The organism is Methylobacterium sp. J-026 (genome assembly GCF_022829585.1).
In the GTDB taxonomy this organism is placed as follows: domain Bacteria; phylum Pseudomonadota; class Alphaproteobacteria; order Rhizobiales; family Beijerinckiaceae; genus Methylobacterium.
Genome location: NZ_JAKSYC010000163.1, coordinates 1 through 25,529 on the forward strand (window position 1 = coordinate 1; position 25,529 = coordinate 25,529).

26 protein-coding genes and 1 pseudogene are annotated in these 25,529 nt (G+C 71.7%); 8 read left to right on the forward strand and 19 right to left on the reverse strand.

Annotated features, from left to right (window positions below; translation table 11 throughout):
* The 4 genes and pseudogenes from MKK69_RS15320 to trpA form a co-directional block, all read right to left on the reverse strand.
* Window positions 1–263 (reverse strand): annotated as a pseudogene (locus tag MKK69_RS15320) (GMC family oxidoreductase); the annotation flags it as partial.
* Between the two features lie 377 nt (window positions 264–640).
* A complete protein-coding gene (locus MKK69_RS15330; protein WP_243969099.1) occupies window positions 641–1,966 on the reverse strand; it encodes a bifunctional folylpolyglutamate synthase/dihydrofolate synthase in 1,326 nt (441 codons plus the stop codon).
* Between the two features lie 10 nt (window positions 1,967–1,976).
* On the reverse strand, window positions 1,977–2,873 hold the full coding sequence (accD, locus tag MKK69_RS15335; protein ID WP_243969247.1) for an acetyl-CoA carboxylase, carboxyltransferase subunit beta: 897 nt from the start codon (window positions 2,871–2,873) through the stop codon (window positions 1,977–1,979).
* An 81-nt stretch (window positions 2,874–2,954) separates the two neighbouring features.
* The gene (gene trpA, locus MKK69_RS15340) at window positions 2,955–3,794 is read right to left on the reverse strand and encodes a tryptophan synthase subunit alpha (protein WP_243969101.1); all 840 of its coding nucleotides are present in this window, start codon (window positions 3,792–3,794) and stop codon (window positions 2,955–2,957) included.
* Between the two features lie 186 nt (window positions 3,795–3,980).
* Here trpA and MKK69_RS15345 point away from each other — a divergent pair, with 186 nt between their 5' ends.
* Together MKK69_RS15345 and MKK69_RS15350 are read left to right on the forward strand one after the other, a co-directional pair.
* Entirely contained in the window at window positions 3,981–4,655 is a 675-nt protein-coding gene (locus MKK69_RS15345; protein ID WP_243969103.1) for an HAD-IA family hydrolase, read from the forward strand.
* 111 nt (window positions 4,656–4,766) lie between these two features.
* On the forward strand, window positions 4,767–7,427 hold the full coding sequence (locus MKK69_RS15350) for an MGH1-like glycoside hydrolase domain-containing protein (RefSeq protein ID WP_243969105.1): 2,661 nt from the start codon (window positions 4,767–4,769) through the stop codon (window positions 7,425–7,427).
* Here MKK69_RS15350 and MKK69_RS15355 read toward each other — a convergent pair.
* The 8 genes from MKK69_RS15355 to MKK69_RS15390 form a co-directional block, all read right to left on the reverse strand.
* Entirely contained in the window at window positions 7,352–7,810 is a 459-nt protein-coding gene (locus tag MKK69_RS15355) for a MucR family transcriptional regulator (RefSeq protein WP_243969108.1), read from the reverse strand. The two genes, MKK69_RS15350 and MKK69_RS15355, sit on opposite strands and share 76 nt — an antisense overlap.
* A 226-nt stretch (window positions 7,811–8,036) precedes the next feature.
* A complete protein-coding gene (locus MKK69_RS15360; RefSeq protein ID WP_243969109.1) occupies window positions 8,037–8,753 on the reverse strand; it encodes an LrgB family protein in 717 nt (238 codons plus the stop codon).
* A gap of 2 nt (window positions 8,754–8,755) precedes the next feature.
* Entirely contained in the window at window positions 8,756–9,160 is a 405-nt protein-coding gene (locus tag MKK69_RS15365) for a CidA/LrgA family protein (protein WP_243969111.1), read from the reverse strand.
* Window positions 9,161–9,175: 15 nt separating this feature from the next.
* On the reverse strand, window positions 9,176–9,637 hold the full coding sequence (locus MKK69_RS15370) for a TerB family tellurite resistance protein (RefSeq protein WP_243969112.1): 462 nt from the start codon (window positions 9,635–9,637) through the stop codon (window positions 9,176–9,178).
* 115 nt (window positions 9,638–9,752) lie between these two features.
* Window positions 9,753–10,403 (reverse strand): DJ-1/PfpI family protein, encoded by a 651-nt coding sequence (locus MKK69_RS15375; protein WP_243969249.1) that lies wholly within the window; start codon window positions 10,401–10,403, stop codon window positions 9,753–9,755.
* A gap of 151 nt (window positions 10,404–10,554) precedes the next feature.
* Complete coding sequence (locus MKK69_RS15380) at window positions 10,555–11,253, reverse strand: TenA family protein (protein ID WP_243969114.1); 699 nt, start codon at window positions 11,251–11,253, stop codon at window positions 10,555–10,557.
* A 1-nt stretch (window position 11,254) separates the two neighbouring features.
* Window positions 11,255–11,929 (reverse strand): response regulator, encoded by a 675-nt coding sequence (locus MKK69_RS15385; protein WP_243969116.1) that lies wholly within the window; start codon window positions 11,927–11,929, stop codon window positions 11,255–11,257.
* Window positions 11,926–13,338 (reverse strand): ATP-binding protein, encoded by a 1,413-nt coding sequence (locus MKK69_RS15390; RefSeq protein WP_243969251.1) that lies wholly within the window; start codon window positions 13,336–13,338, stop codon window positions 11,926–11,928. The genes MKK69_RS15385 and MKK69_RS15390 overlap by 4 nt, the downstream gene beginning before the upstream one ends.
* 297 nt (window positions 13,339–13,635) lie before the next feature.
* Between MKK69_RS15390 and MKK69_RS15395 the strand changes: the two genes are divergently transcribed.
* Window positions 13,636–14,472, forward strand: a complete 837-nt coding sequence (locus MKK69_RS15395; RefSeq protein ID WP_243969118.1) for a hypothetical protein — start codon at window positions 13,636–13,638, stop codon at window positions 14,470–14,472.
* 201 nt (window positions 14,473–14,673) lie between these two features.
* Here the strand turns inward: MKK69_RS15395 and MKK69_RS15400 are convergent, their stop codons facing one another.
* The gene (locus MKK69_RS15400) at window positions 14,674–16,428 is read right to left on the reverse strand and encodes a DEAD/DEAH box helicase (RefSeq protein WP_243969120.1); all 1,755 of its coding nucleotides are present in this window, start codon (window positions 16,426–16,428) and stop codon (window positions 14,674–14,676) included.
* A gap of 369 nt (window positions 16,429–16,797) precedes the next feature.
* Between MKK69_RS15400 and MKK69_RS15405 the strand changes: the two genes are divergently transcribed.
* On the forward strand, window positions 16,798–17,892 hold the full coding sequence (locus MKK69_RS15405; protein WP_409564820.1) for a calcium:proton antiporter: 1,095 nt from the start codon (window positions 16,798–16,800) through the stop codon (window positions 17,890–17,892).
* Window positions 17,893–17,902: 10 nt separating this feature from the next.
* Here the strand turns inward: MKK69_RS15405 and MKK69_RS15410 are convergent, their stop codons facing one another.
* A complete protein-coding gene (locus tag MKK69_RS15410; protein ID WP_243969124.1) occupies window positions 17,903–18,622 on the reverse strand; it encodes an FAD-binding oxidoreductase in 720 nt (239 codons plus the stop codon).
* Window positions 18,615–19,220 (reverse strand): sulfite oxidase-like oxidoreductase, encoded by a 606-nt coding sequence (locus MKK69_RS15415; protein ID WP_243969125.1) that lies wholly within the window; start codon window positions 19,218–19,220, stop codon window positions 18,615–18,617. The genes MKK69_RS15410 and MKK69_RS15415 overlap by 8 nt, the downstream gene beginning before the upstream one ends.
* A gap of 153 nt (window positions 19,221–19,373) precedes the next feature.
* Here MKK69_RS15415 and MKK69_RS15420 point away from each other — a divergent pair, with 153 nt between their 5' ends.
* Window positions 19,374–19,676, forward strand: a complete 303-nt coding sequence (locus tag MKK69_RS15420; protein WP_091781038.1) for a hypothetical protein — start codon at window positions 19,374–19,376, stop codon at window positions 19,674–19,676.
* On the opposite strand, the gene MKK69_RS15425 is transcribed toward MKK69_RS15420, so the two are convergent.
* The 3 genes from MKK69_RS15425 to MKK69_RS15435 form a co-directional block, all read right to left on the reverse strand.
* Window positions 19,646–20,602, reverse strand: a complete 957-nt coding sequence (locus tag MKK69_RS15425; RefSeq protein ID WP_409564821.1) for a DMT family transporter — start codon at window positions 20,600–20,602, stop codon at window positions 19,646–19,648. The genes MKK69_RS15420 and MKK69_RS15425 overlap by 31 nt on opposite strands.
* A gap of 2 nt (window positions 20,603–20,604) precedes the next feature.
* A complete protein-coding gene (gene infA, locus MKK69_RS15430) occupies window positions 20,605–20,880 on the reverse strand; it encodes a translation initiation factor IF-1 (RefSeq protein ID WP_091781030.1) in 276 nt (91 codons plus the stop codon).
* A 210-nt stretch (window positions 20,881–21,090) separates the two neighbouring features.
* Window positions 21,091–22,242 carry a branched-chain amino acid ABC transporter substrate-binding protein gene (locus MKK69_RS15435; protein ID WP_243969129.1) on the reverse strand — a complete coding sequence of 384 codons (1,152 nt, stop codon included), beginning with the start codon at window positions 22,240–22,242 and terminating at the stop codon, window positions 21,091–21,093.
* Window positions 22,243–22,335: 93 nt separating this feature from the next.
* On the opposite strand from MKK69_RS15435, the gene MKK69_RS15440 reads away from it, so the two are divergent.
* From MKK69_RS15440 to MKK69_RS15450, 3 genes are read left to right on the forward strand one after another with little or no spacing between them, the layout of a single operon-like run.
* A complete protein-coding gene (locus MKK69_RS15440) occupies window positions 22,336–22,488 on the forward strand; it encodes a hypothetical protein (RefSeq protein WP_243969131.1) in 153 nt (50 codons plus the stop codon).
* 5 nt (window positions 22,489–22,493) lie between these two features.
* Complete coding sequence (locus MKK69_RS15445) at window positions 22,494–23,699, forward strand: amino acid aminotransferase (RefSeq protein ID WP_243969132.1); 1,206 nt, start codon at window positions 22,494–22,496, stop codon at window positions 23,697–23,699.
* A gap of 4 nt (window positions 23,700–23,703) precedes the next feature.
* Complete coding sequence (locus tag MKK69_RS15450; RefSeq protein WP_243969134.1) at window positions 23,704–24,735, forward strand: hydroxyacid dehydrogenase; 1,032 nt, start codon at window positions 23,704–23,706, stop codon at window positions 24,733–24,735.
* On the opposite strand, the gene MKK69_RS15455 is transcribed toward MKK69_RS15450, so the two are convergent.
* Window positions 24,732–25,526 carry a hydroxypyruvate isomerase family protein gene (locus tag MKK69_RS15455; RefSeq protein WP_243969136.1) on the reverse strand — a complete coding sequence of 265 codons (795 nt, stop codon included), beginning with the start codon at window positions 25,524–25,526 and terminating at the stop codon, window positions 24,732–24,734. The genes MKK69_RS15450 and MKK69_RS15455 overlap by 4 nt on opposite strands.
* Between the last annotated feature and the right edge of the window lie 3 nt (window positions 25,527–25,529).

The following is a 25,529-nucleotide window of genomic DNA, read 5'->3' on the forward strand; positions in this document are numbered from 1 at the left end:
TAGACGCAAGGGGGGCTGTCGCCGCGCGGTGCCGAGACGGTGGCGAGCGGCGTCGGCGTCCAGTCGATGCCCATCGCCTCGGCCCCGCGGGCGAGCACCTTGGCGGCGGCGTTCAGCTCGTGGGCACGGTAGCGGTAGCGCTGGCGCTTGGGGCCCCACGGATAAGTGACCGGACCGGAGATCTTCAAGTCGTCCTCGACCTGATCGTAGTACAACCACATCTCGCGCCAATCGAGCGGCCAGTCCGCACCGTAGCCGAGCAGCGGCGGCGTTGATACCGAAGTAGGCGCCCGTCCAGGTGAACACCGGCACGGGGGTGAACACCGGCGGCGGGGCGGCGCGGCGCGGAAGGTCGGCGGCGGAAGCGGCGGCGGTGAGCGCCGTGAATGCCGCAAGAGAGGTGATAAGCGTCTTCATTACTGTGATCCCCAGCATTGGCTCGATCGATCGGGAAACTAGGCGATCGACCTCGCCAAGGATGTAGCTTGTCTGCCACAGCGGGGGGAAAGCGTGACCGTTCGGCCATTTTCGACCGGCCAATTACGGCGAATCGACGACATTCGAATTCCGACCCTCAAAAATTCGTGAGTTGTCGAGGGAGAGTATTGATAATCGCCGCTCGCGGCCCGGTGCGGCGGCGTCAGACCGGCGGCGTATCGTTGGCCGCGAGGACCATGCCGGCCAGGTAGAGCGAGCCGCAGATCAGGATCCGGGGCGGCCGCTCGAAGGCGATGTCCTTCACCATCGCCAACGCGGCCTCGATGCTCGGTGCCGCGTAGGTCGACAGACCGACGCCCTCGCCGATCCGGGCGACCTCCTCGGCGGGACGCGCGGCCATCGTGCCGGTGATCGGCACGGCGATGAGCGCCCGCGCCAATCCGACGAAGTTGCGCAGGAAGCCGTCGGCGTCCTTGGTGCCGAGCAGGCCGACGATCAGCACGAGCGGCACGTCGCTGCGCTCGCCGAGATCGGCCATGGCGGCGGCGAGGATGCGGCCGCCGTCGATGTTGTGGCCACCGTCGAGCCACAGCTCGGTGCCCGGATCGAGCTGCCCGGCGAGGCGACCGCGGCCCAGCCGCTGGAGCCGTCCCGGCCAATCGACCTCGGTGAGCCCCTTCTCGAGGGCTTTCGTGCCGATGTCGCCGAAGCCCGCGGCGCGCAAGGCCGTGATCGCCGTGCCGGCATTGACCAGCTGATGCCGGCCGGCGAGCCGCGGCCGCGGCAGGTCGAACAGGTCGGTCTCGTCCTGGTAGACGAGGCGGCCGCGCTCCTCGTGGACGGAGAAATCCTGGTTGCCGACCAGGATCGGGCCGGCCCCCACGGCCTCGGCGCGCCGGCACAGCACGGCGTCGGCCTCGGCATAATCCTGGGCGGCGATCACCGCCGGGCAGCCGCGCTTGAAGATCCCGGCCTTCTCGGTCGCCACCGACTCGACCGTATCGCCGAGATACTCGGCATGGTCGCGGCCGATGGGCGTGACCACCGCACAGGCGGGCTCCGCGATCACGTTGGTGGCGTCGAGCCGGCCGCCGAGGCCGACCTCGAGCAGCAGGACGTCGGCCGGGCTCTCCGAGAACAGCACCAGCGCCGCCGCCGTGGTGATCTCGAACATCGTGATCGGCTCGCCGGCATTGGCGGTCTCGCAGCGCGCGAACGCGTCCGCGAGGCGATCCTCGTCGACGAATTGCCCGCCGCCGATCCCGCCGATGCGGATCCGCTCGTGGAACCGGACCAGGTGCGGCGAGGTGTAGACATGCGCCGCCAGGCCGCCCGCTTCGAGGATCGCCCGCATGAACGCGATGGTCGAGCCCTTGCCGTTGGTCCCGGCGACGTGGATCACCGGCGGCAGCCGCCGCTCCGGATGGTTGAGCCGCGCGAGCAGCCGCTCGATCCGGCCCAGCGACAGGTCGATCGTGCGCGGGTGCAGGGCGAGGAATCGCGCCATCAGGGCATCGGAGGAGGCCATCGCGTCGGGCTCAGGCCGCCTCGGCGGCCGAGACCGGCGCGACCGGTTCGGCGACGTTGGTTAGGAGGCCGCACAGGCGGGCGATCGTCTCCTTGAGCTGGTGGCGATGAACCACCTGATCGACCATGCCGTGCTCGCGCAGGTACTCCGCCCGCTGGAACCCGTCCGGCAGCTTCTCCCGGATGGTCTGCTCGATCACCCGGGGGCCGGCGAAGCAGATCAGCGCGCCGGGCTCGGCGAGGTGCACGTCGCCCAGCATGGCGTAGGAGGCGGTGACGCCGCCCGTGGTCGGGTTGGTCAGCACCACGATGTAGGGCAGGCGTGCGGCGTTGAGCCGCCGCACCGCCACGGTGGTCCGGGGCATCTGCATCAGCGACAGGATGCCCTCCTGCATGCGCGCGCCGCCGGAGGCCGCGAACAGCACGTAGGGCGTGCGCTTCTCCAGCGCCGTCTCGGCGCCGCGCACGAAGGCCTCGCCGGCCGCCATGCCCAGCGACCCGGCCATGAAGCCGAATTCCTGTGCGGCGAGCGTCATCGGCAGGCCGCCGACCCGGCCGAAGCCGATCTTGAACGCGTCCTGCATCCCGGTCTTGGCGCGGGCCTCCTTGAGCCGGTCGACGTAGCGCTTCTCGTCGCGGAACTTCAGGGGATCGACGGCGGCCTCGGGCAACGCCACGTCGATCCAGGTGCCCTCGTCGAACATCATCTTGAGGCGCGCCTGGGCGCTCATCTTCAGGTGATGCTCGGAGCCCGGAATGACCCAGTGGTTGGCCTCCACCTCCTTGTGGAAGACCATCTGCCCGGTATCGGGACATTTGACCCAGAGGTTCTCGGGCGTCTCGCGCTTGAACAGGGTCTTGATCCGGGGGCGCACCACCTCCGAGATCCAGTTCATCGGTTCGACCATCGCCACGCGTCCGTCCGCTTCAAGCCCGTGCTGATATCAGGTGGCGCGCGCGCCGCCGCCAGGGTCTGCCGCAGACGCCGCTCAGGCCGCCCGCTCGACGCCGGCAGACCGCACGCCCTCGGCGAGCTCCCGCACCAGCTCCGCCACCGCCGGAACGGTCCCGGCCCCCGCCCGGCCCTCGGCATCGAGGGACCGCACGAGCGCGTCCACCAGGGCCGAGCCCACCACCACGCCGTCGGCACCCCGGGCGATCGCGGCGGCATGGGCACCGGTCCTGACGCCGAAGCCGACGACGACCGGCAGATCGGTGTGACGGCGGATGCGCGCCACCGCCTCCGAGACCTTGCCGAAATCCGGCGTCGCCGTGCCGGTAACGCCGGTGATTGACACGTAGTAGACGAAGCCCGCCGTGTTCGCGAGCACCGCCGGCAGGCGCCGCTCGTCCGTGGTGGGCGTCGCGAGGCGGATGAAGGCGATCCCCTTGGCGAGTGCCGGGAGGCACAGCTCGGAATCCTCCTCGGGCGGCAGGTCGACCACGATCAGGCCGTCCACCCCGGCCGCGACGGCGTCGTCCAGGAAGCGCGCGACACCGTAGGTGTGGATCGGATTGTAGTAGCCCATCAGCACGATGGGTGTGGTGTCGTTCCCGGCGCGGAAGCGGCGCACGAGGTCCAGGGTGCCGGCGACGGTCTGACCCGCCTTCAGCGCGCGCAGGCCCGCCGCCTGGATCGCCGGGCCGTCGGCCATCGGATCGGTGAAGGGCAGCCCGAATTCGAGGATGTCGGCGCCCGCCCCCGGCAGGGCCTTCAGGACCTCCAGGGAGGTCGCGGGATCGGGGTCGCCCGCCATCACGTAGGTGACGAGAACGGCCCGGTGCTCCGCGCGGGCGCGGGCGAAGGTGGCGTCGATGCGGCTCGGCATGGGGCGGGCGGTGTTCAGGGTTGCGGGGCCGTCACGGACCCGGGGTTGCCCCCGCGCTACACCAAAGCCGAGGGCCCGTGAAGCGGGCGCCCTCGGCGGCCCGCTCCGGGATCGGAGACCGAAACGGGACCCGCCCCTGCGCGCGGCCGGATTGCGGGGGGCGCGGCGCCCCGGTAGCCGTCCCGCATGACCGACACTCGCCTCCCGACGCGCCGTTTCGCGGCGTTCCTGTTCGACATGGACGGCACGCTGATCAGCTCGATCGCCTCGGCGGAGCGGGTCTGGTCCCGCTGGGCCCTGGCCCACAGCCTCGACGTCGCGCGCTTCCTGCCCACGATCCACGGGGTCCGTTCGGTGGAGACGATCCGCCGTCTCGGCCTGCCGGGGGTCGATCCCGAGGCCGAGGCCGCCGCGATCGCCCGCGCCGAAATGGACGATGTCGGCGACGTCACCGAGATCCCGGGCGCGCGGGCGCTCGTCGCGGCGCTGCCGCAGTCCCGCTGGGCGATCGTGACCTCCGCGCCCCGGGCGCTGGCGGAGCGCCGCCTCGCGGCCGCCGGCCTGCCGGTGCCGGCCCTCATGGTCGCCGCCGAGGACGTGACCCGCGGCAAGCCGGCACCGGATTGCTTCCGGCAGGCGGCCGAGCGGCTCGGCGTCGCGGCGGCGGATAGCCTGATCTTCGAGGACGCCCCGGCCGGCATCGAGGCCGCCGAGGCGGCGGGCGCGGCCGTGGTGGTGGTGACCGCGACCCATCCCGCGCCGCTGCGCACCCGCCACGCCGCGATCCGCGATTATACGCGGCTCCGCATCGATGCCGCCACGGACGGGGTCCGCCTGATCGACGCTGCTGCGTCCGCATGAGGGTGGGATCCGCGGATCCTGCGGCCGACGCGTTGGTCCGGCGGCACCGTTGACTTTCCCCGGGCGCCGCACGGCACTATCCGGCGGACGAGTGCCGGGATCCGCGAGCCGATGACAGAGCCCAACGGCGTGCCGAACAGCCTTTTCGAGACCGCCGAGGGCCTCCGGCTGGTCGCGGCGCGCGCGGACCCGGCCTGGCGCCGCTGGGGGCCGTATCTCAGCGACCGGCAATGGGGCACCATCCGGGAGGATTACAGCCCGGGCGGCGACGCCTGGGACTACCTGCCCCACGACCATGCCCGCTCCCGGGCCTATCGCTGGGGCGAAGACGGGATCGGCGGCTTCGGCGACCGGCACCTGAACTGGTGCCTGTCGCTCGCCCTGTGGAACGGCCGCGACCCGATCCTGAAGGAGCGCCTGTTCGGCCTGACCAATCAGGAGGGCAACCACGGCGAGGACGTCAAGGAACTCTACTACTACCTCGACGGCCTCCCGACCCACGCCTTCATGCGGATGCTGTACAAGTATCCGCAGGCCGCGTTCCCCTATGCTCAGCTCGTCGCGGAGAATGCCCGGCGCGGCCTGGACGAGCCGGAATTCGAGCTGCTCGAGACCGGCCTGTTCGACGCGGGCCGCTATTTCGACGTCGAGATCGCCTACGCCAAGGCGGCGCCCGACGACATCCTGATGCAGGTCACCGCCACCAACCGCGGGCCGGAGGCGGCGGATCTGACTCTGCTGCCGCAGCTCTGGGCCCGCAACGTCTGGTCCTGGAAACCGGGCGCCGCGAAGCCGGAGCTGACGGCCGGCGCCGACGGCTCGGCCTGGGCGCGCCATCCCGAGATGGCGCCGATGCGCTTCTTCGCCGAGGGCGCGGCGGAGTTGCTGTTCACCGAGAACGAGACCAACACGCACCGCCTGTTCGGCGCGGGCCCGGCCGAGGGCTTCTACAAGGACGGCATCGACCGCTGCGTGGTCGGCGGCGACGGAGCCGCGGTCAACCGGCTCTCCGGCACCAAATGCGCGGCCCGCTACGCCCTGCATCTCGGCCCCGGCGAGTCCCGCACCCTGCGCCTGCGCCTGCGGCCTGAGACCGCGCCGGGGGAGCCCTTCGCGGATTTCGATGCCGTCTTTGCGACGCGTGAGGCGGAAGCGGACGCCTTCTACGCGGCCCTCCAGGCCCCGATCGCCGATCCCGAGATGCGCCTCGTCCAACGGCAGGCGCTCGCCGGCATGCTGTGGTCGAAGCAGCTCTACCATTACGACGTGCGCGAGTGGCTCGCGGGCGATCCGGCCCAGCCGCCCCCCGCCCCCGAGCGCCGGCGCGGTCGCAACGCCGACTGGGCGCATCTGCGCGCCAACGACATCATCTCGATGCCGGATGCCTGGGAATATCCCTGGTTCGCCTCCTGGGACCTCGCCCTCCAGGCGATCGTCTTCGCGCTGATCGATCCCGACTTCGCCAAGAACCAGCTCCTGCTCCTGGTCGACGAGGCCTATGCCCACCCGAACGCGGCGCTGCCGGCCTACGAATGGGGGTTCGGGGACGCCAACCCGCCGGTCCACGCGCTGGCCGCATGGCGGGTGTTCGAGCTGGACCGGGCCCTCACCGGCACGCCGGACCACGTGTTCCTCAAGCGCATCTTCAACAAGCTGACCCTGAACTTCACCTGGTGGGTCAACCGCAAGGATGCCGACGACCGCAACCTGTTCCAGGGCGGCTTCCTCGGCCTCGACAATATCGGCATCTTCGACCGGTCGAAGCCGATCGGCGACGGGGCGACGCTCACCCAGTCCGACGCCACCGCCTGGATGGCCGCCTACGCGCTCACCCTGATGCGCATCGCCATCGAGCTGGCGCTCCGGGACCCGACCTACGAGGATCTGGCGGAGAAATTCTTCGAGCATTTCCTCCTGATCGCCGCCGCGACGGGCGACGGGGTCTGGGACGAGGCGGACGGCTTCTTCTACGACGTCATCGAGACCCGGGAGGGCGCGCGCCTCCCGATCCGGGCGCGCACCCTGGTCGGACTGATCCCGATCTTCGCGGTGGCGACGATCAGCGAGCACGACTTGGACAAGCTGCCCGCCCTGCGCGACCGGATGCGGTTCTTCCTGGAAAACCGCCCGGACCTCGCGGCCCTGGTGTCGCGCTGGAACGAGCCCGGCCAGGGCCAGACCGCCCTGCTCTCGCTGTTGCGCGGCCACAGGCTGAAGGCTTTGCTGCGCCGGGCCCTCGACCCCGGAGAATTCCTCTCGGATCACGGCCTGCGCGCGGTCTCCCGCGCCTACGCCGACACACCCTTCTGCTTCACGTGGAACGGCCGCGATCTCGGCCTCGCCTATGAGCCCGCGGAATCGCGCTCCCGTCTGTTCGGCGGCAATTCGAACTGGCGCGGGCCGGTCTGGATGCCGGTCAACTACCTGCTCATCGCCGCCCTGAACCGCTTCCACGATTATTACGGCCCGGATTTCCGGGTCGAGGCGCCCACGGGCTCGGGACGGAGCTACGCCCTGCGCGAGATCGCCCTCGCGCTGTCACGGCGCCTGATCGGCCTCTCGACCCGCGGTCCGGACGGGCGCCGGCCGGTCTACGGGGACAGCCGGCTCGAACAGGACGACCCGCATTTCCGCGATCTCGTCCTGTTCTACGAGTATTACGACGGTGATACCGGCCGGGGCGTGGGCGCCTCCCATCAGACCGGGTGGTCGGGACTCGTGGCGCTGCTGATCCAGGAGGTCTCGACGGCGCCCGATGCGACCTTGATCTGAAGCCGCTGGTTGCGTCCGATCTGGCGCGAGATATCCGAGCGGCGGGCGCTGTAATCGGCCGAGACCAGCGGGTAATTGACCGGCAGGCCCCATTTGGCCTTGTAGGCCTCCGGCGAGAGCCCGCGGAGGGTCAGGTGGCGCCGCAGGGTCTTGTAGGGTTTCCCGTCCTCGAAACTGACGAGCGCGTCGGGCCGGATCGAGGCCCGGATCTGCGCCTCGGTCGGACGCCTGACCGGCGGCGGCATCGGGCGGTCCAGGGCCAGGAGCGAGCTGTGGACCGTGGTGAGCAGATCCGGCAGGAGATCCGCGGGCACGCTGTTCCGCGTGACGTAGGCGCTGAGGATCTTCGAGGCGAGCTCGACACTCGGCGACGTGGTCGGCATGGCCGTCTCCTCCGTCCTGGCGCTGAGCGACAGGGCTGCATCCGTACCTTCGTGTGCCTCCGCCGACAGCGTTCCGGAGCCGGCCAGGAAACACAACTAGTACGCGATTTATCTCACAGCCTTTTCTACCTAGAATTCTGATTCGCCGTCAACGACGATTCAAGACGAGAGCCAGTGCTCCGTCTCGAAAGCCGCATCGGCGCCGGGGACGGTTGGAGGCGATGCGCTAGAACAGCAGGTGCAGCGCCAGGGGGGCGAGGATCGCCGTCAGGAAGGCGTTGAGCCCCATGGCGATGCCCGCGAAGGTACCGGCCACCTCGCTTACCTGGAAGGCGCGCGCGGTGCCGATACCATGGGCGGCGAGCCCGGCCGCGAAGCCGCGGGCGCGCATGTCGCGGATTCCCAGGGCGTTCATCATCGGCGTCACCAGGATCGCCCCGATGATGCCGGTGAGGATCACCAGGATCGCCGTGAGGGTCGGATCGCCGCCGAGGGCCTCCGCGATCCCCATGGCCACGCCCGAGGTCACCGATTTCGGCGCGAGGGAGACCAGGATCGGCTGCGGGATGTCGAGCAGCCGCGCCAGCCCGATCACGACGGCGAGCGTCGTGGCCGCCCCGGCGGCCAGAGCCGTGAGCATGGGGATCAGCGCGCGCCTCACGGTGGCGCGCCGCTCGTAGAGCGGCATGGCCAGCACGACGGTGGCGGGCCCGAGCAGGAAATGGACGAACTGCGCGCCCTCGAAATAGACCGGATACGGCGTCCCCGTCGCCGCCAGGATCCCGCCGACCAGGGTCACCGTGATCAGCACCGGATTGGCGATCGGGTGCCGCCCGGTGACGGCGGCGATCCGATCGGCCAGGACGTAGGCGGTCAGCGTCACCGTGAGCCAGAGCAGCGGCGTCTTGGCGAGATAGACCCAGAGGGAGAAGTCGCCGCCCATGGTCAGGGCTCCCCGTCCGTCCCGGGGGGCTCCACCAGGGCGGCGACCGCGCGGAACACCAGCACGGTGACGAGGAGCGACAGCGCCGTCGAGACCACCAGCACGATGGCGAGCTTCGGGCCCTGCGCCCGCAGCAGGTCCAGGCGGCCGACGACGCCAACGCCGGCCGGTACGAACATCAGCGACAGGTTCATCAGAAGACCCCGCGCCGTCGTCTCCAGGGTGCCGTCGGTGAGCGCCTTCGGAAGGTAGCGCGGCAGGCCGATCCGCGCCGTGTCGCGCAGCAGCAGGAAGGCGAACATCAGCCCCATGCCGATCACCGGTCCGGGGATCGGGACACCCGCGCCGCGGGCAATGGCTTCACCCAGGAGTTGCGCCAACAGGATCAGCGCCAGGCTTGCGATCATCGCCCGGCCCGCCGCTTACGCAATCCCCGCCCCCTGTTGTCCGGTTCGGCGCGCGGCCGCGATGGCGCCGTCGTCGAAGCCGAGCAGGCGGCCGAGCCGCTCCACCAGGGCCTCCTCGAACTCGTCGACCCGTCCGTCCGCGGCCGCGACCGACCACGCCATGGTCAGGAGTTCCTGGCGCTCGGCGGTGTTGGCCTCGTGGGGGATCATCTCGACGAGGCTCACCACGTCGCGGGTCTCGGAATCTATGGTGGCCGCGCGCGCGATCAGCGCCCGCGCCGCATCCGGACCGTCGGCGTAGTGGCCTTCGACCAAGCGGGACAGGCGCTCGCTCTCGGAGGGGGCCAGGATCCCGTCGACCCGCGCCACGTGAACGAGGAGCGCGGTGGCGGCGAGATGGGTGTCGTCCACGGCCTCGTGCGTGCCGACGCCGAGAGCCTCGGCCGCGTAGGCGCGCAGGCGTGCGATCAGGGACATGGCGGCTCCGGCGGATCTTGCACCGCACAGTTCGGCCGGGGGACTGGTGCCGTCAAGGACGGGAACGCATGTCGGCGCCGGGCGTGGCCGCGCTGCATCGCCCGCGCGGGTGGCCTCAGCGCCGCGCCGCCGCTCTGGCCCCGGCCACCAGGGGCGCCAGGATCGCGTCCGCCGCCCGCACCACCGCCGGCCCGGCCCCGGCGGGGGTGCCGGCGTGAAACGGCGGTTCCGGTGCGTATTCGGCCACCAGCTGCGCGGTGCGGGCGTAGGTGTCCCCGCGCAGGCGGGCGGCGAGCACCAGACCGAGATCGAGCCCGGCCGAGATCCCGGCCCCGGTGACGCGGTTGCGGTCGACGACGACGCGCTCCGCCACCGGCTCGGCGCCGAGGAGCGGCAGCACCGCATCGCGCACGCACCAGTGGGAGGTGGCCCGGTAGCCGCGCAGCAGGCCGGCGGCGCCCAGGATCAGCGACCCGGTGCAGACGCTCGTCACCCAGGCGGCCCGGGCGGCGCGCCCGGTCAGGAAGGCCAGCAGCCGGTCGTTGCGCATCTGCGCCGGCGTGCCGTCGCCCCCGGGCACGAACAGGACGTCGAGATCCTGCGGGCAGGTCTCGAACGTGTCGGTCGCCATCAGCGCGAGGCCGGTATCGCTCGCCACCGGGCCGGCGGTCTCGGCGACGAGGTGCAGGCTGCCCGGGGCCAGCCCGGCGAGCAGCGCCTGCGGCCCGACGAGGTCGAGGGCGGTCAGGCCGGGATAGAGCAGCATGGCGATCCGGACCGGCCGGTCTTCCGGGATCGGGCCCGGCGTATCCGCCGCCAGCGCGAGGGGCGGCCAGAGGGCGGCGGCCGCGGCCGCGGCGGCGACGAGGTCGCGGCGGCGCGGGCCCGGCGGTCCGGTCACGGACGAGCCCGGCGCATCACAGGGGCCAGGCCGCGTCGCGATAGGCGCTGTCCCAGAACATCCATTCCAGGCGGGTCGCCTGCGCGAAGGCCCGGTGCATGCGCGCCTCGATATCGGCCGAGACACCCCGTGCCGCCCGGTCGGTGGCGGCGATCATGGCGGCGACCGCCTCGGCGAACTCGGCACCCGCATAGGTGTCGATCCACGCCCGGTACGGGTTGTCGGGCGCCGCGCGGGCGAAGATGTCGTCGCCCACCGCCTTGTAGATCCAGAAGCACGGCAGCAGGGCGGCGCAGACGACCTCGAAGGGCTCGGCATAGGCCGTGGCCAGCAGGTAACAAACGTAGTGGTCGCAGGCCGGCGTCAGCGGCGTGGCCGAAAACGTCTCGGGTCCGATGCCGTAATTGCGGAAAAAGCCGCCATGGAGGGCGCGCTCCACCACGATGGCCTCCTGCGCGGCTTTGGCGAACTGCACGATCCCCTCGGGATCCGGTGCCTTCGCGGCGGCGAGGCTGAGCGCCCGGCCAAAGCCGATCAGGTAATGCGCGTCCTGCACGATGTAGTGGCGGAACCGGTCCTGACGCAGCGTGCCGGCGGCCAGTTCGGCGTTGAACGGCATCGACCGGATCGCCTCGTAGGCGGCTTCGTTGCGCGCCCATGCCGCCCGGGAGAACGATCCCGGTCCGCCCGCGCCCTGCACGTCACCTCCGGCCATGCTAGCCCTGCCGCTGTGCGTGGGTGACGGCGACGTGGATCAGTTCGGCCAGGGTGCGGACGCCGAGCTTCTGCCGCATCTGCGAGCAGGCATTGGTCACGGTCTTGTAGCTCACGGACAAATCGGTCGCGATGGCGCCATAGGAGCGCCCCTGGGCGAGGCGGGCGAGGATCTGCTGCTCACGCGGGGTCAGCTGCGATTCCGGGGTGCGGCGGGCATCGGCGCGCAGCATCGCCACCTCGGTGGCGAGCCGCCGGTCGAGGTAGACCTCGCCGATCCGGACCTTGCCGAACGCCTCGAACAGCTCCGCCGAGGCATGGTCCTTCAGGACGTAGCCGAGCGCCCCGGCCTCGAGGGCGCGGGCGACAATCACCGGATCGTTGTGCATGCTGAAGACCAGGATCCGCGTCTCCGGGGCGACCGCCCGGATGCGGCGGATCAGGCCGAGGCCGGCCATGCCGCTGCCCTGGAAGGTCAGGTCGCAGATCACGACCGGCGGCCGGAGCCGGTGGAAGACCCGGTAGCCACCGACCACCGTGGTCGCCTCCGCGATGGTCTCAACGCCGGCATCCTCCAGGACCCGTCGACAGCCCTGCAGGACGATCGGGTGATCGTCGATCACCAGGACGGGCAGACGGGTCGCGGCGATGTCGATCTGGGAGGCGATGGCGTTCATGCGCTCGGCGCGTCGTTGTCGTCGCCCCGGTCCGGCGGAACGGGGATGGAGATGCGGACGATTGCGCCGGGACCGGCATTGTCAAGGGTGAAGGTGCCGTCCAGCGCCTCGACGCGTTCGCGCATGCCGGACAGCCCGAGCCCGGTGCCGTGCTCGGGCGGGATGCCGGTGCCGTTGTCGCGGATCGTCACGGTCAGCCGGCCCGCGGCCTCCGCGGCCTCGGCCTCGACCCGGGTGGCGGCGCCGTGTCGCACGGCGTTGGTGGCGCTCTCCTGCACGCAGCGGAACACGGTGAGGTCCACGAGGTCGCCGTAGCCGCGCGCCAGGCCGTCGAACCGGCCGACGCACTCGAGGCCGGGATGGCGTTGCCCGAAGCCGCGCAGGAGCAGGTCGAGGCAGGTGCCCAGCGGCGCCTGCCCGAGCCCGTGCGGCCGCAGGCGGTTCAGCAATTCGCGGTTGACGGTCTGGACCTGGGCAACGATGGCGCTGATCTCGGCCGCCCGGGTCGCGAGCTTCTCGCGGCTGGGCTCGGTCGGCCCCGAAGCGATCCGTGCGATCGAGGCGGCGTTCGCCTCCAGGGCGAACAGGCAGGGGCCGAACTCGTCGTGCAGTTCGAGGGCGGTGCGGCGGCGCTCGTCGTCCTGCGCGGTGAGCAGCTGCCGGTTGAGGCGTCCGTTGGCGGCGCGCACGTCGCTCAGAGCCGCGGCCACCTTGTTGAAGCGCTCGGCGATGACCGCGAGTTCCCGGGCGCCGGGTGGCGCCAGGCGCGCGGTGTAGTCGTGGTGCTCCAGCTGCGTCAGGCCGGCCCCGAGCCGCCGCAACGGCGCCAGGATACGGCCGAGGGCGCCGTAGAGGGCGATCAGCATCGCGGCGTTGATGGCCGCGGTCGTCAGCGACAGCGCCCGGGCATAGCCCCAGATCTCGTCGATCTCGTCGAGGGGCTGCGTGGTGATCTGCGCCGTGCCGAGTTGCTGCCCGTTCACCGTGATCGGAAGGGTGTGGCGCTCGATCGGCGGCCTGATCAGGTCGGCGAACCAGCGCGGCGCCTCGCGGGTGGAGCGATGGGGCGGAGCCGAACGGCCCACGCGCTCGCCGGCATTGTCGAGAACGGCGACCCGGACGTGCCGCAGCACCTTGAAGCGCAGGTCGAGGGTCTGGAGCAGCGTCTCGGGCGGGGTCGTCTCGGACAGGCGGATCGTGTCCGCGACCAGGGACTCGACGGTCGCCAGTGAGGCCCGGGTCTCGACCCGCACCGCCGTCCGGGCGTTGAGCACGATCACGCCGCAGGAGACCAGGGCCGCCACCGCGTCGATGAGCAGGACGACGGCCACGAGCCGCGCCCGCGTCGACCACACGGCCCAGGGCCAACGTCCGGCCCGGCGGGCATCGGTTTCGGGCGCGTCCCGCATCGGGAGGTGGGTCGGTCGTGCATCCACGCCCAGATCCATAACGGGCACGCCGTCGAAGTCCATGCGGTCGAGACCGGACGGCGGTCCGGATGACGGATTGTTAAGCAGTCCAAGCATATCCTGTGGATAGCGGCCCCGCGAATGGGCGCGGCGACAAGTCGGACCGACATCTTTGCGCCGTATTGCGGCTCCTCTACTGGCGGCAGAGTCGAACTGCCTCCGGATCAGCCGAGGCAGGCGACCGGTCGAGGGGAGCCCGGTCGCGCACGTCGTGCATCGTGTCAGAGCCCCCGGACCATGATCGATCTCGCCCTGGACCCCTCCGAGACCCGAGAGACGCGATATCCGGTGGCCCCGCCCCGGCGTGGACGCGACCTCCGCGTGCTGCTGTTCGGGCTGGCCGGACTCGGCGTGCTCGGCGGCTTCGGGGTCGCCGCCTCGACGCTGATGGCTGGTCTCGCGGCGCCGGCTCCGGTCAAGGTCGCGACCACCGTCGCCGCTGGCGGCCGTGCCGCCGACTGGCCCGATCTGAAGGACGGGCTGCCCGCCATGGCCGGTGCCGTCGGGGCCAAGCCCGCGGACACGCAACCGGCTGCGCCGGTGGCACAGGCCCCGCGCATGGCCTCCCTGTCCGATGGATTCACCCCGGCAGCCGCGCCGATCGCGCCGTCACCGCGCGCCAAGGCCGCGGACGTCGCCGAACTGCCGACCCGGCGGATCCCGACACCGACGCCGGTGATGCCGGTCGCGGCGAGCCGGCAGGTGGTGCCGCTTCCGCCCGCCCGCACGGCCGCGCTCCTGCCGCCCCGCCCCGCCGAGACGGTGCGGGCCCGCGCGCTGGTCGAGCCGGCCGCTCCGCCCGCGCCGAAGCCGGTCGCCGCGGCGGCACCGGCGGCAACACCTGAGAAACCGGCGAAACCGGCGCCGAAAATCGTCGCCGCCAAGCCGTCGCCGCCGGTGAAGACGGCCGAGAAGGCCAAGCGCCCCGCGCCCGCCACCGTCGCGCAGGCGGAGGCCGCCGAGCCGGAGGAGACCGAGGTGCTCGGGATCAAGCTCCCGTCCCTGGCGCCCGCCGGACGCAAGCTGAAGGAGAGCGTCGACGCCCTCGGCGAAGCGGTGAAGAGCGTCTTCTGAGCCGCCCGCCGCCGCGCGTGCGATCGGCTTCCGATGTAGCCCTCAGGGGTATCGCCCGGTCGACGGGTGTCCAGTCCATCGCCACCACGCGCTCTCGCCCCCCTTCGCGGGGGAGGAAAACGCGCCCGTGCCCGGCACCGACGCGTGCCCCTGGGCGCCCCGCCCGTTCGGGCGAGGCCGGCGTCGGCTAGGCCTTCGGTCTCAGCCCCGGCCCGTGTGTCGGCCGGGCTTGGGCTCGGTGCGCGGTCCGGAGCGCTCCGCCTTGCGCTGATGCTTGCCGGCCCGCGGGCTTGCGAAGCCCTTCGGGCTGTCGGGACGGCCCTGGCGCTCGGCCGGTCCGGTATCGCCCACCAGCGCCTCGATCTGGATCTCCGGCGAGCCGTTGCGGGCGAAGGCCTCGGCGAAGCGCGCTGCCGCGTTGCCGCGCACCTCGAACTTGGTCTCGCGGTCGAAGATCCGGATCGCCCCGATCTCCTCGCGCCCGACGCCGCCCCTGCGGGTCAGCATCGGCAGGAGCCGGCGGGGATCGGCGTTGTCGCGGCGGCCGAGATTGAGCCGGAACCAGACCGCCGGCCCCATGGCGGCGATCCGCTCGCCATCCATCGGGTCGTAGGGCGGACGCTCACCCCGCGGGGCCCGGCCCTCTCCCGGATCGCCGACCTCCTCGGGGGCCGGCAGGCGGGTGCGGTAGACGCGGGCCAGGAGGGCGGCGAGTTCCTCCGGGCTCTTGCTGGCGAGCAGCGTCCCGGCCAGGGCGACGTCCTCCTCGGCGGGGGGCTCCGCGAAGAGCGGATCGTCGAGCATGCGCTCGCCGTCCAACCGGCGGATCTCGTCAGCCGAGGGCGGCCCCGACCATTCGGGGCTGACCTTGGCGAGGGCGAACATCTGTTCGGCCCGGCGCCGGCGGGAATTCGGGATCAGGATCACCGAGGTGCCCTTGCGGCCGGCGCGTCCGGTGCGGCCGCTGCGGTGCTGCATGACCTCGGCGTCGTGCGGGAGATCCGCGTGGATGACGAGGCTGAGGGACGGCAGGTCGATGCCCCGGGCGGCCACGTCGGTGGCGACGCAGACCCGGGCGCGGCCGTCGCGCAGGGCCTGGAGGGCGGCGTTGCGCTCGCCCTGGCCGAGTTCGCCCGAGAGCGCCACCACGGAGAAGCCGCGCTCGGTCAGGCTCGCCTGGAGATGCCGGACCGCGTTGCGGGTGTTGCAGAAGACCATGGCGGTCTTGGCGTCGGCCTCGCGCAGGAGGTTGAGCACCACGTGCTCGGTCTCCCGCGGCAGGATCCGCACCGCCCGGTAGGCGATGTCGGCGTGGCCCCTGGTCTCGCTCTTGATCGCCAGGCGCAGGGCGTCGCGCTGGTAGCGCTCGGCCAGGGCCTCGATGCCTTTCGGCAGGGTCGCGGAGAACAGGTAGGTCGCCCGCTCCGCCGGGGTGGCCGAGAGGATGAACTCGATATCCTCCCGGAAGCCGAGATCCAGCATCTCGTCGGCCTCGTCGAGGACGACGGCGCGCAGGGCGGTGGGATCGAGATTGCGGCGTTCCAAGTGGTCGCGCAGGCGGCCCGGGGTCCCGACGACGATGTGCGTGCCCTCGGCGAGCATCCGGCTTTCCCGGCGGGGATCCATGCCGCCCACGCAGGCGGTGATCCGGCCACCGGCCTGGCCGTAGAGCCAGGACAGCTCGCGCTGGACCTGGAGCGCGAGTTCCCGGGTCGGCGCGATCACCAGGGCGAGGGGCGCCCCCGGAGGCGGCAGCATCTCGCCCTCGCCGGTCAGCATGCCGGCCATGGCGAGGCCGTAGGCCACGGTCTTGCCGGAGCCGGTCTGGGCGGAGACGAGGAGGTCGCGGGCGCCGGCGGCCGCCTCCAGCACCGCGGCCTGGACCGGGGTCGGATCGGCGTAGCCGCGTTCGCTCAAGGCCCGCGCGAGGGGGGCGGGCAGGATCGGGAAAGGCAAGCTTCGGGAACTCTCAACGGCCGAGCCGCGCCCGGCAGCGCGCCATCGCGCGGCGGAGGAATCAGGCACCGGACTTTATTCGGGTGCATGTATGGTAACGCCAAGCGGGCCCGCTGACCACTCCCGCCGCAGCATGGGGCGGTTGCAGACGCGAATCGGTGGGAACGGCCGATCAAACGCGCCCCTCCGTCCGTTCCACGACCGCAGCGCGGGCCGGACACGCTTCCTGCGTTGCGGCCCTGCGCCGGTCCCGGATATCCGCCTTCGCACCGCGCACCGGCACTGGTCGCGTCGGGGCGGCGGACTATGACACGCTCTAGCAAGGTCCACAGCGGCGGCGACGCGGCCCCACCGGAGAACACCTCGGACATGTTGGCAGCCCTGCGGGTGGCGGTGGCCTGGGCGACGGTTCTCGCCTTCGCGTGGTTCGGCAAGGGCTGGCTCGGCGACCTGTCCCAGCCCGTCTTCGCGGGCGGCCTGTTCGCGTGGCTGCTCGCGGTTATCGTCTGGGCGGCCTTCGGCGTGGTGCACGAGGCCGAGGAGCTCGCCCATCGGCTCGGCGAGCCCCTTGGCACCCTGGTGCTGACGCTGGCCATCGTGATCATCGAGGTGGCGCTGATCTCGGCCGTGATGCTCTCGGCCAAGGACGCCCCCACGCTCGGCCGCGACACGATGTTCGCCGTGCTGATGATCGTGCTGAACGGCGTGGTCGGCCTGGGGCTCCTGGTCGGCGGCCTGCGCCATCACCAGCAGCGCTACAACCTCCAGGGGGCCTCGGCCTTCCTGTCGGTGATCATCCCGCTCACCACCATCGCGCTGATCATCCCGAACTTCACCAGCTCGACCAGCGACGGCACGCTGACGAAGCTCCAGGCGGTGACGTTCTCGGTGTTCACCCTGGCGCTCTACGGCGTGTTCCTGCTGATTCAGACCGGCCGCCACAGCGAGTTCTTCCTCGACGCGGAGACCCCGGACGCGGAAGCTCCTGCCAGCACGCCCGCCGCGTCAGCTGGCGGCATCGCCAAGCACCTCGGCCTGATGCTCGCCAACGTCCTGCCGATCGTCATCCTGGCCAAGAGCCTCGCGGCGATCCTCGACCACGGCATCGCGGCCCTCGGCGCCCCCTCGGCGCTCGGCGGCGTGCTGATCGCCGCCATCGTGTTCACCCCGGAGGGGATCTCGGCCCTGAAGGCGGTCGCCCGCAACGAGCTGCAACGGGCGATCAACCTATGCCTCGGTGCGGCGACCTCCACGGTGGGCCTCACCGTCCCGGCGGTCCTGGCCATCAGCTTGCTCACCGGGCAGACCGTGGTGCTCGGCCTCAAGCCCACCGAGATGACCCTGCTCGCCGTGACGCTGATCCTCAGCACGCAGACCTTCTCGGGCTCGCGCACCACGGTGCTGGAGGGCGCGGTGCACCTCGTGCTGTTCTTCGTCTACCTCGTGCTGATCTTCAGCCCCTGAGCCCCGGCCCTCAGGCGCCGAAGCGCTCGGTGCGGATCAGCCCCGGCGCGACGCCGGCGGCCACGATCAGGTCGGAGGCTGCCGCAACGAAGCGGTTCGAACCGCAGAGGAACACCTTGCCCGGCGGTCCGGTCCGCCCGAGCGCATCGGCCACCAGGGCGGCATCGAGCCGCTTGCCGCCGGGGTCGCGCGTCACCGCCAGATGGAGCGCGAAGCCCGGATCCTCGGCGGCGAGCCGCTCCAGCTCGGGGAGCGCGATGGCCTCCGCGCGGGTGCGCGTCGCGTAGATCAGCGCCGCCGGGATGGCGCGCCAGTCCTGCGCCCGCCGCCGCAGCATGGCCAGCAGCGGCACCACCCCGGAGCCGCCACCCGCCAGGAGCAGCGGCCCACCGTCCGGACCGTCCCACGAGAAGGAGCCCCCGATCGGCCCGCGCAGTTCCACCGTATCGCCGGCCGCGGCGACCTGGGTGAACCACCCCGAAACCTCGCCGTCCGGGAGGGCCTCGATCAGCAGTTCGACGGTGCCGCTGCCGTCCGGCGCGGACGCGATGGAGTAGCTGCGCTGGGCCTGATAGCCGTCCGCGGCGGTGAGCCGGACGTCGACATGCTGCCCGGCGCGGTAGTCTTCCGCCAGGGTGCAGCGCAGCCGGACGCTCGTCACCAGCGGCGTCGCCGGGGTGATCGCGGTGATCTCGGCCGGGTGCCAGCGGAAGACGACGGGTTCAGTCACCGGTGTAGCGCTGCTCACGCCAGGGATCGCCGTACATGTGGTAGCCGCGCAGCTCCCAGAAGCCGGCGGTGTCGACCCTGGTGAAGCGCAGGCCCTTCACCCACTTGGCGCTCTTCCAGAAATAGAGGTGCGGCACGAACAGCCGCGCCGGGCCGCCGTGATCCGGGTGGATCGGCTGGCCCGCGTAGCGGGTCGCCACCAGGGCGCGGCCGCCGATCAGATCGGCCACCGGCACGTTGGTGGTGTAGTCGTCGTAGGATTCCGCCAGCAGGAACGGCGTCGGCGCGGCGATCCCGGCATCGGCCAGCAGGTCGTCGAAGCTCACGCCCTCCCAGGTCGTGTCGAACTTCGACCACTTGGTGACGCAGTGGATGTCGCCCTGCCACGCGGTCCGGGGCAGCGCCTCGAATTCCGCCCAGCTCCACGCCTTGATCGGCCGGGATCCCTCGCGAAGGGTGAACCGCCAGGTGGCACGGTCGACGGTCGGATTCGGGCCGATCTGCAGGATCGGGAAATCGTCGGTCTGATACTGGCCCGGCGGCAGGCGCGCGCCGGTCTCGGGCGGCGGCCTGCGCCCGACGAAGCCCCGTGTCACCATGCCGGCCCCCGCTCTTCCCGCAAAGACTCGGGTTTGGTGCGGCGGAACACCCCACGTCAAGCCGGTCCGTGCGGTCGAACAAACGCCCCAAATCTCGGGTGTGCTAGGGGGATTGTGCCGATGAGCGGCACGAATCGCCTTCAGGGGGATGTCATGAAGTACCTTCTCGCGACGAGCCTTGTCGTCGGGAGCCTCGCCACGCTCGCGCCGGCCGCCCAGGCCCGTGACGGCATCGGCGCCGGCGGCGCGGCGGCCCTCGGCGTGCTCGGCGGCCTCGCCGTCGGCGGCGCCATCGCGTCGGCCAACAACGGCTACTACCCGGGCCGCCCGGTCTACCGCGCCCCGCCGCCGGTCTACGTCGAAGAGGATTACGGCCCGGTCTGCCACTTCGAGCGCCGCCGCACCGTCGATCCCTACGGCGACGTCTACATCCGCCGCGTGCGCGTCTGCGAGTAGGCCGGATCCGGGGCGTCCCGGCGCACCGGCTTCAGGCGCTCGGCGCAGGCGATGCCGCCGAGGACCAGCGCCAGGGCGGCCGCTTCCGTCGCCCCGAAAGGCTCGCCGACCAGCAGGACGGCGAGGATCGCGCCGAAGATCGGCACGAGATTGACGAACAGGCCGGCCCGGTTCGGGCCGATCAGCTCGACGCCGCGCATGAAGAAGAGCTGCGCCAGGAGCGACGGCCCCAGGCCGACGAACACCACCATCGCCCAGCCCGTGCGGCCCGGCCAGACGGCGTGCCCGGTCGCCCATTCGACGGCCAAAGGCGGCAGCGAGGTGAGCAGGGCGGCGATCGCCATGGCGGCGAAGAACGCCAGCCCGGAGACTTTGGGACGGGTCGGCAGGAAGATCGTATAGCCCGCGTAGAGCAGGCAGGCGCCGAAGACGAGGACATCGCCGCGGTTGAACGCCAGATGCGTGAGCACCGCCCAGTCGCCGTGGGTCGCGGCCAGCCCTGCTCCGACCAGCGTGAGGCCCACGCCGGCCAGTTGCCCGGGTGTTACCGGCACCCGATAGGCCAGGCGGTTCAGGACGATCACCAGCACCGGGATCGCCCCCTGGAACAGGGCGAGATTGATCGCCCCGGTATAGGCGCCGGCGGCGTAGAACAGGCAGTTGAAGGCCGTGTAGCCCAGGCCGCCCATCAACAGGATGCGCAGCCAGTGGGGGCGCAGGACCGGCCATTCCGCGACCAGTCTGCGCCCGGCGATGGGCGCAAGAACCGCGCAGGCCACCGCCCAGCGCAGTGTCGTGATGACCTGAGGCGAGATGTGCCCCGGAGCCCAGCGGCTAGTGACCGCGTTCCCGGCCCAGAGCAGCGCCGTCGCGGTGAGCAGGAGATAGGCGGGTGCGGCCGACGGGGCCCGGGCCACCCGCTCCACCGTCAACGGCGGCGGAACTGACCGCCCCGGACCTGCGGACGCGGACCGGAGGAGCGCTCGTCCTTGTGGCGGAACACGAGGCGGCCCTTCTCGAGATCGTAGGGCGACATCTCGACCGTCACCCGGTCGCCCGCCAGCGTCTTGATGCGGTTCTTCTTCATCTTGCCGGCGGTGTAGGCCACGATCTCATGGCCCTGGTCGAGTTGCACGCGGTAGCGCGCATCCGGCAGGATCTCGATGACGAGACCATCGAACTGCATCAATTCTTCTTTTGCCATGCACCTTCTCCAGTCGGACCGTCCGGCAGCAGGCGTTCCGGCAATGCGTCTTGCCCAGTCATCGAGCTTGGGAAACGCCGCAGGGCGCGGATCCGATCCGATGGACCGCCCGCGCCAGCTCAGCAGCACGCCCGCATGTAGTCGCCGCGAGAACCGGCCGCAAGTCACGGACGCGACGCAGGTTCCGTCATCGACACGATTTGCCGGCTTTCACGGCTCGGCGGGCTCGTTGCCGGCATAATCGAGGCGGCCGTCCGGCGTCCGCCGCCAGACCCGCAGGCTTACGCCGCCGATGCGATCCCCCCGGGCGTCGAAGCCGACCGGTCCCAGGAGGGTGCGCAGGGGCTGGCCGCCCCGCAGCGCCTCGGCCACCTTGCGGCCATCGGCGATGCGGCCCGTCTTCGGATCGGCCGCGTGGGCGCGCTCCACCGCCTGAGCGAGCAGCTCCACCGCCGCGTAGGCGCCGGCCGCCACGCTGTCCGCCTCGGGGCTCCGCGGGACCAGCCGGCCGCCCCGGGGATCGGGCAGGCGCGGCGGATCGGGCGCCAGCGTCATGACAGTGCCCTCGCCGGCCGCGCCGGCGGCGGTCGCGAAGGCGGGATCGAGGATGCCGTCGCCGGAGACCAGGGTCGCGCCGAGGCCGGCCTCGCGCATCGCGTGGACCAGGGTCGCGGCCTCGGGGGCGAGCCCGCCGAAATAAACCGCGTCGAGCCGCGCGGCCTTCATCCGGGCGACGAGATCGGCCAGATCGCGGGTTCCGCGGGGAAAGCCGTCGAACAGCACCTCCGGGGCGCCGGCGTCCTTCAGCTGCACCGCCGCAGCGTCGGCGAGGCTGCGGCCGAAGGTCGAGCGGTCGTTGAGGATGCCGACCCGGCGTCCGGCGAAGGCCTTGGCGAGGTAGGCCCCCGCGGCCCGGCCCTGCTGCGCGTCGCTCGGCACCAGCCGGAACAGGTTCCAGAGGTTGCGACCGGTCAGCGGCGCGTAGGTCGCGCCGGTGGTCACCGCAACCGCCCCCGCCTCCTCGTAGAGGGGTGTCGCGGCGGCGACGGCGCCGGACTCGAACGGCCCGACCACGAGACGCACCCCGTCGGCCGTCAGCTTCCGGGCGACCGCGGCGGCCTGCCTGGCATCGCCGGCGTCGTCGGCGGGCACCAGGACCAGCCTGGGACGCCCGCCGGCCGCCCGGTTGAGGTCGGCGATCGCCTGCTCGGCCCCCTGCCGGAGCCCCTGGCCGAAGGCGGCGTCCGGTCCCGTGAGCGGGGCCGAGAGCCCAATCCGCACCGGCACCTGCGCGGCGGCCGGCAGGATCGTCGCCGCGGTGGCCAGGACGGCCGCGAGGCTGAGGGCGAGGCGTCGCGTCATGACGGTACTCTCATGGGGCCACTCTACGGCGTGGCGGGCGGATTCCGGAAGACCCGCGGTCGGGCGCGGCGTACCTTCGCGAACGAGCCGCCGATGACCGCCACCTGTGAGCGAATCGGGACACTGATGCGCGCACAAGCGCTGGCGGGCGGGCGCGATGTGCGGAATAAGGGCTTCGGCCCGGTCTCGCAGCCGGGCGCATCGCGGCGTCTGCGCGCCGCGGCGAATATCCTCTGGGACGATTGACGATCATGACCTCGCTGTTCGCCGGCATCCAGGACGCGCCGCTCGATCCGATCATGCGCCTCTTCGAGGCCTTCAACGCGGATCCGAGCTCGAAGAAGCTCAATCTCGTGGTCGGCGTGTACACGGACGCGGACGGCAAGGTGCCGCGCCTGCGCGCCGTGCAGATTGCCGAGACGCGCTGGATCGAGAAGGGTCTGCCCAAGACCTACCGGCCGATCGAGGGCACCAAGCCGTTCCGCGACGCGGTCCAGGCCCTGCTGTTCGGTGCGGGCGCGCCGATCCTGTCGCAGAGCCGCGTCGCGACGCTCCAGAGCATCGGCGGCACCGGCGCCCTCAAGACCGGCGCGGACGTGCTGGCCAAGCTGTACCCGGACGCCAAGGTGGCGGTGAGCAACCCGAGCTGGGAGAACCACAAGGCCCTTTTCACCCAGGCCGGCTTCGCCGTGGTCGATTATCCCTATTTCTCGGCCGAGACCGGCGGCGCCGACTACCCGGCCATGAAGGCCGCCCTCCAGGATCTGCCCAAGGGCTCGATCGTGGTGCTGCACGCCTGCTGCCACAACCCGACCGGTGCCGATCTCACCCTCGACGAATGGCGCGACCTCGTGCCCCTGATGGCCGAGTGCGGCCTGATCCCGTTCCTCGACATCGCCTATCAGGGCTTCGGCAACGGCCTCGACGCCGATGCCGAGCCGGTGCGCCTGTTCGCCGAATCGGGCCAGGAATTCCTGGTCGCCTCGTCGTTCTCGAAGTCGTTCTCCCTCTACGGCGAGCGCGTCGGCGCGCTGACCATCGTGGCCGAGAACCCCGCCGCCAGGGCCAAGGTCGAGGGCTTCGCCAAGCGGCTGGTGCGGGCGAGCTACTCGAACCCGCACACCCATGGGGCGGCGATCGTGGAGATCGTGCTCACCGATCCGGAGCTGCGCGCCGACTGGGAGCGGGAACTCGCCGAGATGCGCGACCGGATCCGGGCCATGCGCGAGCGGATGGCCGACAGCCTTCAGCAGCGCCATCCGGATCGCGGCTTCGACGCCATCAAGGTGCAGAAGGGCATGTTCTCCTACACAGGCCTGAGCCCCGCCGAGGCCACCCGCCTGCGCGAGGAGCACGAGGTCTATGCCCTTGAGACCGGCCGGATCTGCGTGGCGGCGGTCAACACCCACAACATCGACCACGTCATCGACGCGATCGACGCGGTGGTGAAGGGCTGATCCCATGGCGGCCCTCAAGCGCGTCTGCCGGTTCAACGTCTGGATCAACCCCGTCTTCGACGCGACGCTGAGGGCCGAGCCCGACATCGACCTGCAGGTCGGCGACCTGCAGCGCCCGGACAGCGCGCTCCAGGCCCTGCTCCGGGCGGCGCATGTCTTCCACGTCTCGCCGTCGCGGGACGAGCTGCCGCGCCGCTGGCACGTCACGGACGCGCTCCTGGCGGAATGCCCGAACCTCCTCGCGGTCTCGTCCGCCGGGGCCGGCTTCGACACGGTGGACGCCGCCGCCTGCACTCGGGCCGGCGTCGCGGTGGTCAATCAGGTGGGCGGCAATGCCCGCTCCGTGGCGGAACTGGCCATCGGCCTGATGCTCGCCGTGTCGCGCAAGATCTGCGTCTCGGACCGCCTGCTCCGGACGCAGCGCGGTTTCTCGCGGGAATCGCTGATGGGCCACGAGATCGGCGGCGCGACCCTCGGGCTCGTCGGGATCGGCCATACCGGCCGGGCGGTCGCCAAGCTCGCCCGCGGCTTCGACATGCGCGTGCTGGCCTACGACCCGCTGCTCTCGGCCGAGGCGATCCGCGCCGGCGGTGCGGAGCCGGTGGACCGGGCGCGGCTGCTCGCCGAATCCGACATCGTCTCCCTGCACTGCCCCCTCGACGACACGACCCGCGGCAGCTTCGACGCGGCGACCTTCGCGGCGATGAAGCCGGGGGCTCTGTTCGTCACCACCGCCCGGGGCGGCGTCCACGATGAGGCGGCCCTCGCCGCGGCACTGACCTCCGGGCACCTCGCGGGGGCGGGCCTCGACGTCTGGGCGCCGGAACCGCCGGCCCTCGACGCGGCCCTGCTCGGGCTCGACACCGTCGTGGCGACATACCACACCGCCGGCGTGACCCACGAGGCGCGCCGCAACGTGGCCGCCTGGGGCGCCGCGCAGATCATCGGCCTCCTGAAGGGCGAGGCGCCGCCGCGGCTGGTCAACCCGGAGGTCTGGCCGGCGGTGCTGGAGCGACGGGCCCGGCTGCTGGGCTAAACCGCCGCCCGCATCCAGCCGAGCCCCGCCTCGGTTCCGGCAGCCGGGTGGTACTCGCAACCGACGAAGCCGGCATAGCCGACCACCTCCAGCGCCCCGAAGATCGGATCGAAGGCGATCGTGCCGGTCCCGGGCTCGTGCCGGCCCGGATCGTCGGCGATCTGGACATGGGCGATCAGGGGCGCGTGGGCACGGATCAGCGCCGCCGGGTCGTAGCCGAGGCAGACGCAGTGATAGGCGTCGAACAGGAGCTTGACGTTGTCGCGGCCGATCGTGCGGATCGCGTCCACCGCCACCAGGGGATCGTCGATCACGTAATCGGCGATCGAGCCCGGGCCGATCGGCTCGACGATCACCGTCATGCCGCGCGCCTTGGCGGCGTCGGCCGCGAAGGCGAGGTTTTCGAGATAGGTCTCCCAGAGACGGGCCGGCTCGACGCCCACGGGCCGGACGCCGGCCATCGGGTGAACCATGCGGCAACCGAGCTGGGCGACGTAATCGAGCGTCGGCTCGATCGTGGACCGGTAATAGGCGACCTTGTCGGGCAAAGCCGCAAAGCCCTTCTCGCCCTTGGACGCATCGCCCGCCGGGAAGCCGGTCTGGACGAGCGGCACGCCCGCCCGTTCGAGCCATCCCGCCACCTCCCGGGCCGGCGTCGCGAACAGGTTCGGGTGCTCGACCGCGCGGAACCCCGCCTTCGCGGCGGCCGCGAAGCGCTCGGGAAGCGGCAACTCCGTGAACAGGAAGCCGCAATGGCCGCTGAGGCGGTCCTGGAAGGCACCGAGCTTCATGCG